Origin of the sequence: Brucella sp. 22210 (genome assembly GCF_052045675.1) — a bacterium.
GTDB lineage: Bacteria > Pseudomonadota > Alphaproteobacteria > Rhizobiales > Rhizobiaceae > Brucella.
The window spans coordinates 1-8,937 of the sequence record NZ_JBQEPD010000067.1; the positions used below are offsets into that span (position 1 = coordinate 1).

The window sequence follows — 8,937 nt, forward strand, 5'->3', positions numbered from 1 at the left end:
CGTCTATGTTTGCTGCCGGTCGGTCGGCCTGCTTCGCCCGCTCGGCTCCGATCTCCGCGATTGCCTGCGAAACCGATTCCACGGTTTTGATTTCGTCGTAATCGGCTTCGGTGATGACCCGCTTAGGAAGTGGAAACGGCGCGTTCGGGTCTTGGCCGTCATAGATGGGCTTCAATTCACGATCCGCAAAATACTGAATGCGCTTTGCCCGGATCGGCATGGCCGCATTCACAACGATAATGATCTCATCGGAAGGCAACCGGCGCGCATCATCCTTGGTCAGCAACGGATATTCTTCTGTCCGCTCGGTGACATTGGCCCCGAAAACGCCGTCCTTCATGGACTTTGAGCGGGTCGTGACCTTCTTGGTCGTCGTGCCGACCGATTGCGATAATTCCTCGACCGTGTCCTCTTCTGACGGGGTGAGATAGAGTTTCAGGCCACTGCTGGCTTGAATGGCCTTGCGATCCTCGACACCATAGACGCGATCAAGGTCGGGAATGGACTGCGTGATAATGGCGACATTGCCGCCATAGCTGCGCAACAGCGAAATGCTGTCCACGATGATTTTCATCTTGCCCAGGCGCTGAAACTCGTCGAGCAGGAACATGACCGGGAACGGCTCGTCCGGCTCCGGCTCCTTCTCCTGCAGTTTGGCGATGGCTTCCGCGAAGAACATGCGCACCAGTGGCGCGATTGTCGGAATATCTTCGCTCGTAACGGTGAAATAAACCGTATGCGGTGCACGGCGGAAATCCCCGAAATCGAAATCGTTCCCGGCTGTCACCGCGCAGATATGCGGATTGGCCCACGGCGAAAAGCCGCTAGAATCGAGAATGGAGAGATAGGCGCTCAACGTGTCGGACGCCGTATTCGCGAGCTTCTGGAACAATCCGCGTGCATGGCCGTCGCGAACGACCTTGGCGTAAGCTGCAAAGCGATCATTGTTGGTGCCTTCGCCGTTGAAGGCCAGCTTGTGCACATGGCCGAGATTGAACTTGCCCTGCTCGAAAGCCAAAAGCGCGCAACTGACAAAAACCTCCCGGCTGTTCGGCAGGAAGCTTTCAGCCTGCGGGCTTTGCGCGGCAAGAAATAAGGTCGCCAGCTTGTCAAGCGCCGCCATGCGCTGCGCCGGGTTGGTCATTTTCTCGATGCGGCTCAACGGATTCCAGCGGTGTGTCGGCTGGCCATACTCGGTCGGCCCGAAGCGAAGCACCTTATGCCCCTTCGCCGCTCGATGCCGGGCGGTTTTCTCGAAACACTCGCCCTTCACGTCCAGAACAATGGCGCTGCCGAGATAGGTCAGAAGATTGGGGATCGTGAAGCCCACCGTCTTACCGGCCCCGGTCGGCGCGACCAGAAGGCAATGCGGAAACTTGGCCGAAACGATCAGCTTGCCCTTGGAGGACGGCTTGCCGGTCTTGCCAAGCAGAAAGCCGGTGGCCGGGTTCGCGAAAAAGCGATTGCGCTTCATGTCGCTGATCGTCTGCCACTTGGTGACGCCATATTGTGTCAAACCGGAATCGAGCATTCGCGTGCTCAACAGCAAGCCGCCGATCATCGGCAAGACGATCACGACAGCGGACACTTGCCATTCGCGAAAATGCAGCCGGTAAAGCGACTGGAAGTTTTCAATCAGATAGAAAGCGCCGATAGTCCAATTCTTGTGCCAGACGGTCAAAACCATTAGCGCCAGTATATAACCCAACAGCGCGCCCGATACGGTCAAGAGAGCCGCGCCGATAATCTGTTTGCGTCGATCTTCAGCCAGAACCATTGTCCTCACCTCACAAGCCCAGTTTATGGTCGCTGTTCAGGTTGTGAGAACGGGTGTCCTCGGTAAGCTGGCGCTGTTCTTCAAGCTGTTCGCGTTCCTCGTGCAACTCAAACAGCACCTTGTCGGTCAATATGGCCTTTTCGGTATCGTCCATATTGTAACCGTGCTGACGCATCGCCTCGACATAGGTTTTACCCATATCGTATGCCTCGCGCTGATCGATCTCGATATTTGCCGCCTTCAGGTGCTCCACGAACTCCGACACATTGCCGTTCTGAAGATCGCGCACACCTGTTTCACCGACAATCGCCTTCAGCCCATCGATAAGCTTGCGGCTTTCATCGAAAGTCAGACTGTCTTTAGCTGCCAGTTCCCGCACTTCGCGGGCGGTTTCCTCTTGCGCGACGATGCCGAAATAGCGGTTTTCAACCGCGTTCAACATCGCGACCCGATTTTCGGCGTGGTCTGACCGAAGATCGAAATCCAGCGGAATACCGCGTTCCGTCGCGATCTGGTTCAAATGAACACGGTCTTCCGGCTGAATATAAGATGCTGGCTCTATGAACGGGTAATTCTTGTCGTGTCCCTCGATGTCGAGCGCCTGCGATGCCAATTCTGCATGAAGCGGCGACTTCTGCGCATAAGCGATGAACGCCGCTTTTTCAGCCGTAAACTCGTCTCTTTGCGGCATGACACCGCGAATATCGTCCCACGCATCGATTTCCTCCGTATCCGGGCCACGGTTGGCCGCTTGGTCGAACTGCTCACGCATCCGTTGCAATTCCTGCCAGTCGGACCGCGTGAGTTCGACTTTCTCCGTTAGATCATCCATCATTTCGGCATGGAAAGACGCCGCCCGGTTAAACGCCTCGGTTCGGCCCTGCTCTGTCGTCATGTCGAGATTCATGTGCGCGGCTATCGCGCTTGCATCGCGCTCGATCCAGTGCGTTTCCAATGCAGCCGGCACATGGCCGGTGCCGGCGCGAGCCGCGAACTCATCCTTGTTGATGCCGTAGAACTCGACACGCTGCGCAGTCTGCGGTGGCAGGCCGTTTGCGAGTTTCTTCCGGTATTCATCCCCGTAGACCGAACCGGATGCATTTTGCATGAAGTCCCGGCGGCGCTCTCCAACCAAAAGATGATCCATATCGCCAAGCGCTTCAAAATACTTTTCCTCTATTTGCGGACACTCTGCCGGGGCCATGTTGGGAAGATGGCTCCACACCGCATCAAGCTGGCTGCAGGCGTTCTCGATCTTCTGCATCAGGTCGTTGCTGTCGTTCTCAATCATTTCGTCACTCACTATGTTTTCCTTAAATGCATTGAGATTTGAAATTTCATCGCCATTGCGTATGGCATTGGCAGCGGCGAAAAATGCGACCGAAAGGGCCAAATGTGTGGCCCGGATGGTTTGAGAAAAGCGGTCGTGAAAACCGGCTTCCGCGACCTTGAGCGCACTGCGGCGCTCGGCCATGGCAACCGCAAAATCAATATGGGCGCTCTGGTCCGTCTCATCGAACGTTCCATACTCTCGCCCGTTAAATGCAATACGCCAATCATTCCGGTGAGTGCTGATCGACCCGCCGTCTTTCGTCGGCACGACAACCGGCTTTTTGCCGTTGTGAAGAATTCGGATTGTGTCACCCGCCCCGGCTCCGCTGGCTTCCAGAACGGTTTCCAGCCCGACGCCCCACATGGTGCGCTCACCGAATTTCGTGTCGAGCATAATATAGAAGCTATCCGAACCCTTGACCTGATTCCGATACTTGGCCTCACAGAAGGCTCTCACAACACCTTCCAGCCCCTTCATCGCAACGTGGCGGCTGTCTTGCCGGAAGTCGCCAGCTCCACGCGAAAAACGGCTGGAATTGTTTAATTCTATGCCGTAACGGGCGGCATGACGCACCAATGAATCCTTGAATACATCGTAATTGTATTCATGATCCTTCGCGAGAAAGAACCACTCCCCTGCCGCGTTCCTGCGGTCGACTACAATATGGCCGTGGGGATTGTTCGTATCGGCATGGATCGCCGCAACATACTCGAAGCGGTTGCGTCCCTGCGATAGCAGTTCTTCGCACGTATCGCGGACAATGCACGAAACCGCACCGACCGACGTTCCAGCCGGAAAGCTGGCGACAAGGTGCATGGAATGCTTGCCGTCCGCTTTCGATTTCTTCCAGCCGTCCACCCACCGCGAAGCGACTTTCTGCGCCGTCGCACTTTCAACATGACTGCGAAAATCCAATTCCCCGGTTGGGTCGATGATGTGCTCGGCCTTGCCAAGCACATAATTCAGTTGTGCTGATAGTCCGATGAAGCCGCTCGCAAATCCGGACTTCACCGCTTTGAACATGACTTGCGGCACATGGCGAACATTCTTCGCGTAACGGTCGATCCGAACGGCCTGCGTCCGCGACCCACCGCCCGGTACGGTCTTGAAATATTCGTAGTGATTGAGACCCGCGACCTTCATTCGCCTTCCGCCTCGCCCTGAAGCAATTCGCTGACGGTTGTCATGCGGCGGCGACCGGCCCGAACAAAAAGCTTTTCAGTCCTGTCAGCCAAGGACTGTATAGTCTACCGCATGTCCTCAATGGCCTTCAGGTGAAGACCGTTCGGCATCGCCCTGCCCTGCAACAGTGCTTCGCGGTTAATCTGGTACACCACTTGATTGAGGTTGGTTCCGACCTTCCGCAATTCCGTTGCCAGCGTCAGCGCCGCGTCTGCTATCTCCTGATCTGCGTCAAAGCACCCGGAAGCGCGCCGCAAGATACGCCGGGTCAAAGCGGCGACCGTCTCCCTCCGCCCCCACGCCAGGTCTTTTATTGCTTCATGCTCCAGCCGCGAGAGACGCACATAAATCCGCACATCGGCGGATTCCGATCCGCGAGAGGCGTTCGCGCGCTCAAGCGCCCGATAGACTGTCGGGCGTGAAACCCGCCGTTTGGCGGCGATCTCTGTCACGTTCAAGCCTGCCGCAAAATCCACGGCAATCGCCTTCAACTCGTCGCTGTTCAAGCGACGGGCGGCGGGTTTGGGGAGTTTTGTCGAGTGTAACGCTGACAAGTTACATTTCCTGCTTCTCAGACATTAAATCGTCGAGCGATTTCTTATCAGAAATGGGCACCACGCTTCACACCCAAGAAAATGCGAGCACAACCAACGACAGGAGCGCAACGCGAAACCAAACCGCTCCGATGCCACCGGAAGCGCCAGACCGCGAACCAGGCCGCGCAACTCAAATAGTGCCGTAGGGCTGGCGGAGGGCGGGTGCGACGCGGGCAAAAGCCTGCCAACTCCCCACATTGCATTTCATGCATAACCATCGTGACTTTGCGCCACGGTGATTAGAAATTTTGCACACTGTGCAAACACATGTGCACACCTACATTTCTACAGTGCACTATGCGCAACGGCTCATAGGTGCATAGGTGCATAGGTGCATAGGTCACTTGTACAATCACACCTTGTCCATAGTAATTTGTTGCTATTCACAATGTTCTTTTCACTTGGTACATTGCGGTTAATCAGCATTGAACATTTTCGCAATGTGTAAATGTTCAATAGCGCTATTCAATTAGGCGATTATGTGCCGTGTCACTACTCAAATTGTGCATTGTGGAAGGAAAGGCGTTCGGTGCTAAAAATCGCTTTGGTCAGTCAAAAAGGTGGCGTGGGTAAAACGGTAATTTCACAGGTGCTGGTCAATGCCGCGCTTGCCAAATCCGAAGACATTAAAGTCCTGCTCATCGAAACCGACGATCAAGGATCATCGGCCACCTACCATCTGCGGGCAACGAACCGTTATCCCGATCTTGGAGCGCGTTTTCACTGCACGGTTTGCACCGATGAAACGGCTCTCGAATCTGGCTTGGCTGAAGCGGACGGCTTTGATTATGTCATAATAGACACGGCAGGTTCACACAAAGAACTGTCGAAGCATGTCCTCGGTGATGACAACAAGGTTATTATTCCTTTTCGGCCAAGGCTGAAGGAGTATGAATCTCAACTGGAAACCTTGCGCCTTTATGAACAGGTCAAAATCAGCCTTGAGGAAAACGGCTTTCCAGCCCCGGCGGTTCGGCTCTTGCTCAATGACTGGTCCGATTAAAAGCGCATGACGGTCGATCAAAAAAGCGTTCTGCAAGCGATCTTTGAAGAACCCTATCTGGCCGACTTCTTTGTCCCGTCACGCAATGGCTTCGATACCTTGGACCAAGGCTATGTCATTTATCGTGAATTGCTCGCTGACGATGTAAGGGCGAATCCGCTGGTAAAAAAGGCGCGCATGGAAGAACTGGAAATCGTATCGACCACACTCGCAAGCATCAAGACCATGCAATGACCGACCTGAAGAAAACGCCACTCACAACTGGCAAGAGCAAGCTGGAAATCCTCCGCAATGTTCCCCTGACGCCAGCCTCGCCGGTCACAGAAAGCGCGGTAGCGAAACAGCTGCCCGCCGCGCCAGTCACGCCTCTAGCACCTAATACCGAAAAGCCGTCTTCTGTTGGTGCGCCAGACAAAAGCGCTCATTTGCCGGTTGCGGCGAAAACCGCTCCGAAAGGCAGGGGGGGCTTTGTCGCCCATCAGTTTACCTTTGGCTTCAGCGAAGACAGCCAGGAACTGGCCGTATCTTTGGCCGGTCGCATATGTTGCAAGCTGGAAGATATTATAACGCTCATTGCCAAGCGATTTGACGGGTCGGCGCTCGATCTGAACGTATCGACCATCAAGCCTCGCGTTGGTGCTCAAAAACGCATTGTGGTAAAGGTCGATCAGGAAGCCATTGCCGACCTGCGGAGGCTGCGTGATCCTCTTAACGTGCGCTCTGATGGAACTTTGCTCCGAGCACCAGTTATTGCGGCGTTGGATGCGATTGGAACAGATGTTTTAAACGAATTGAAGGAAAAATATTTTGCTTAAGAAAATTACCATGTGCGGTACATTATTGGTAAGCACGGCCTTCGCCTCCTGCGGCTCGGCCGCTACATGGAAAGAAAACAACGACAAGGGACTGGTTGTCTATGGGGTCGGTAACGGCTCGACCGGACAGATTACCCTCGTTTGCGATCCTGATAATCTGTGGGCGATGGATAGCAACAAGGAAAGCTCCAAGTTCTATCTGTTCACCACACTGCACAATGAGCAGCTTGCAGGCCCTACCATCACCATCAAGGCCAATGGCTATAACGCCGCTTTTCCTTACGAGGGCGGCGCAATCGTTGCAGATGGCAGTTGGAATAAGCTCATTAAAGCTTTATCGAAACCCGGCCCGGTGTCGATAGCAGTCGGGACGAAGAAATTCAGCCTCACACTCGACAAGCCGCTGGCTTCCAAATGCGCATGGCCAGCGCACAGCTGAGCGGTTCGGGCGCGCTGCAAGACCGAAACTGCGGTAGGTGGTCGAGTAGCCCGAGGAAGTTTCGCCCTCATGCCCTGACGCAACCGGACGTGAATCTCTCGATTCATCCGGCTCCTATCGTCCAACCAGACCGGCACGTGTAATCGGCCAATGGGCGAAGAGCGGTGGCTACTACGCGTTTAGCCTCACTATTGCCCGCCGGCGCTACCCAGCCGTTTATATTTCCGTTTGGCCCAACGCACGAGGGCAAAATCGAGTTGTCCAAATATCGAGGCGAGCTTCGCCTTATAGAATTTGCTCTTGTTCAACAGAATCCTCCCATTCTTTTGGTTGTCCTGCCAATAAAGACCAAATGATGCAGCCCCTTTCCTCCAACCCCATCACAGGACCTTCTTCACTACTACAGACTGCTCACTGCGAGCCAAGGATCCCTCGCTTGCTGCTTTCAAAACGCGTGACCGAAGGTCACTGGTTAACGCTCGTCCCATCAATCGTCTCCATCGATGGAAATCTTGAAGCAGACAGATCGCAGATTGTCACTTCACAATCGATTCAGCATTCAAAGGATACGCTCTAGGGAATATTGATTTTGCTGTTTAATTAATTAATGAACATGAATTTATTACTTTTCCGCAAGGAAACGGTCGAAGCGAGACGCGATGTTTGGCTTGGCAGCTCCCGTCTGAGCCCGCCGGTTTCGGTTCAGCTTGCTGCTGTCATTAGCTGCTTGATACTCGCGCAAATTATCGCGGTTCTCACGTTTGGTCAATATACGCGCCGTGTTCGCGTTTACGGCGCTGTGGTGCTGGGAACGGATACGACGACAAACCTTGGAGAAACAGAGGCCTTCGTTAAAGAAAAACTGCAACGCAGAATTGACGAGTTTGGTGAAGCGATCAGGCAGCGGGTGCAACTAGATCAGGTTGATAAACATTCTCTAGCCGAACGCAAAGCTGCTATTGAGCGAGAGATCGAGCGCGTTGATGCGCAGATTGAACAGACAAGTGCTTCTATTTCGGTGCTGCAACCACGTGCCGACAAATATCGCAAGCTGGTTGATCGGGGCATTACATTGGAACGCAGTTTCGATACTGCTGAGCAAAATTACATGCAAAGCCGCCAACAGCTTGAAGCATTGCGCAGACAGCGCGTGCAGCTTGACGGCATGACATCGGAGATTGGCTCTAAACTCGCAGGATTTGATGCGTCTGCAGCCATTAAGCTTGGAGAAATACACCAGCAGATATCGATACTGAAAGAGCAATTAGCGCAAGTAGAAGCGCGCCGGGCCGTTGTGGTTTCTGCTCTTGCAAGTGGCACGGTTGCAGCTGTAATGGCGCATTCCGGTCAGTTGGTCGCAGCCGGTTCATCCCTCGTATCGATTTTGCCGACCGGTGAAACCATGGAAGTTCATCTACTTGCCGATAGCAACGCGATTGGTTTTATACGGGAAGGTGCGCGCATACTATTGCGCTATACGGCCTTCCCCTATCAGAAATTCGGCCAGTATGGCGGACAGATTACCAAAGTATCGCGTGTGATGCTGCGACAAGCAGAAATGGACGCTGACGCACTTGCCGCTCAACCGCAGGCCTCGGCCGCTTCATACCGAATTACAGTCCGGCCGGATCAGAATAATGTTCTGGCTTATGGAAAAGCCGAGCCATTGCGAGTTGGCATGAGCGTTGAAGCGGATTTGCTGTTGGATAAACGCCCACTTTATCAATGGCTGTTAGAACCGCTTTACAGTTTGCGCGGCTGGACGGCGGATCAAGTCGCGGAAAACCCGTGA

8 protein-coding genes are annotated in these 8,937 nt (G+C 54.1%); 5 read left to right on the forward strand and 3 right to left on the reverse strand.

Features of this window, described 5'->3' with window-relative positions; translation table 11 throughout:
* The 3 genes from ACTJKP_RS25495 to ACTJKP_RS25505 form a co-directional block, all read right to left on the reverse strand.
* The coding region (locus tag ACTJKP_RS25495; RefSeq protein ID WP_440632651.1) for a type IV secretory system conjugative DNA transfer family protein at positions 1 to 1,777 on the reverse strand (1,777 nt) is incomplete at its 3' end.
* A 10-nt stretch (positions 1,778 to 1,787) separates the two neighbouring features.
* Positions 1,788 to 4,253 carry a relaxase/mobilization nuclease domain-containing protein gene (locus ACTJKP_RS25500; protein WP_440632667.1) on the reverse strand — a complete coding sequence of 822 codons (2,466 nt, stop codon included), beginning with the start codon at positions 4,251 to 4,253 and terminating at the stop codon, positions 1,788 to 1,790.
* 104 nt (positions 4,254 to 4,357) lie between these two features.
* On the reverse strand, positions 4,358 to 4,846 hold the full coding sequence (locus ACTJKP_RS25505; protein WP_440632668.1) for a helix-turn-helix domain-containing protein: 489 nt from the start codon (positions 4,844 to 4,846) through the stop codon (positions 4,358 to 4,360).
* Between the two features lie 571 nt (positions 4,847 to 5,417).
* Between ACTJKP_RS25505 and ACTJKP_RS25510 the strand changes: the two genes are divergently transcribed.
* From ACTJKP_RS25510 to ACTJKP_RS25530, 5 genes are all read left to right on the forward strand, one after another.
* Positions 5,418 to 5,891 carry a ParA family protein gene (locus ACTJKP_RS25510; RefSeq protein ID WP_440632669.1) on the forward strand — a complete coding sequence of 158 codons (474 nt, stop codon included), beginning with the start codon at positions 5,418 to 5,420 and terminating at the stop codon, positions 5,889 to 5,891.
* Between the two features lie 6 nt (positions 5,892 to 5,897).
* Entirely contained in the window at positions 5,898 to 6,125 is a 228-nt protein-coding gene (locus ACTJKP_RS25515) for a hypothetical protein (RefSeq protein WP_440632670.1), read from the forward strand.
* Positions 6,122 to 6,706, forward strand: a complete 585-nt coding sequence (locus ACTJKP_RS25520) for a hypothetical protein (protein ID WP_440632671.1) — start codon at positions 6,122 to 6,124, stop codon at positions 6,704 to 6,706. The genes ACTJKP_RS25515 and ACTJKP_RS25520 overlap by 4 nt, the downstream gene beginning before the upstream one ends.
* Positions 6,699 to 7,145, forward strand: a complete 447-nt coding sequence (locus tag ACTJKP_RS25525; RefSeq protein WP_440632672.1) for a hypothetical protein — start codon at positions 6,699 to 6,701, stop codon at positions 7,143 to 7,145. Before ACTJKP_RS25520 ends, ACTJKP_RS25525 begins: the two co-directional genes overlap by 8 nt.
* A gap of 607 nt (positions 7,146 to 7,752) precedes the next feature.
* Positions 7,753 to 8,937: an HlyD family secretion protein gene (locus ACTJKP_RS25530; RefSeq protein ID WP_440632673.1), complete on the forward strand. Its 1,185-nt coding sequence runs from the start codon at positions 7,753 to 7,755 to the stop codon at positions 8,935 to 8,937.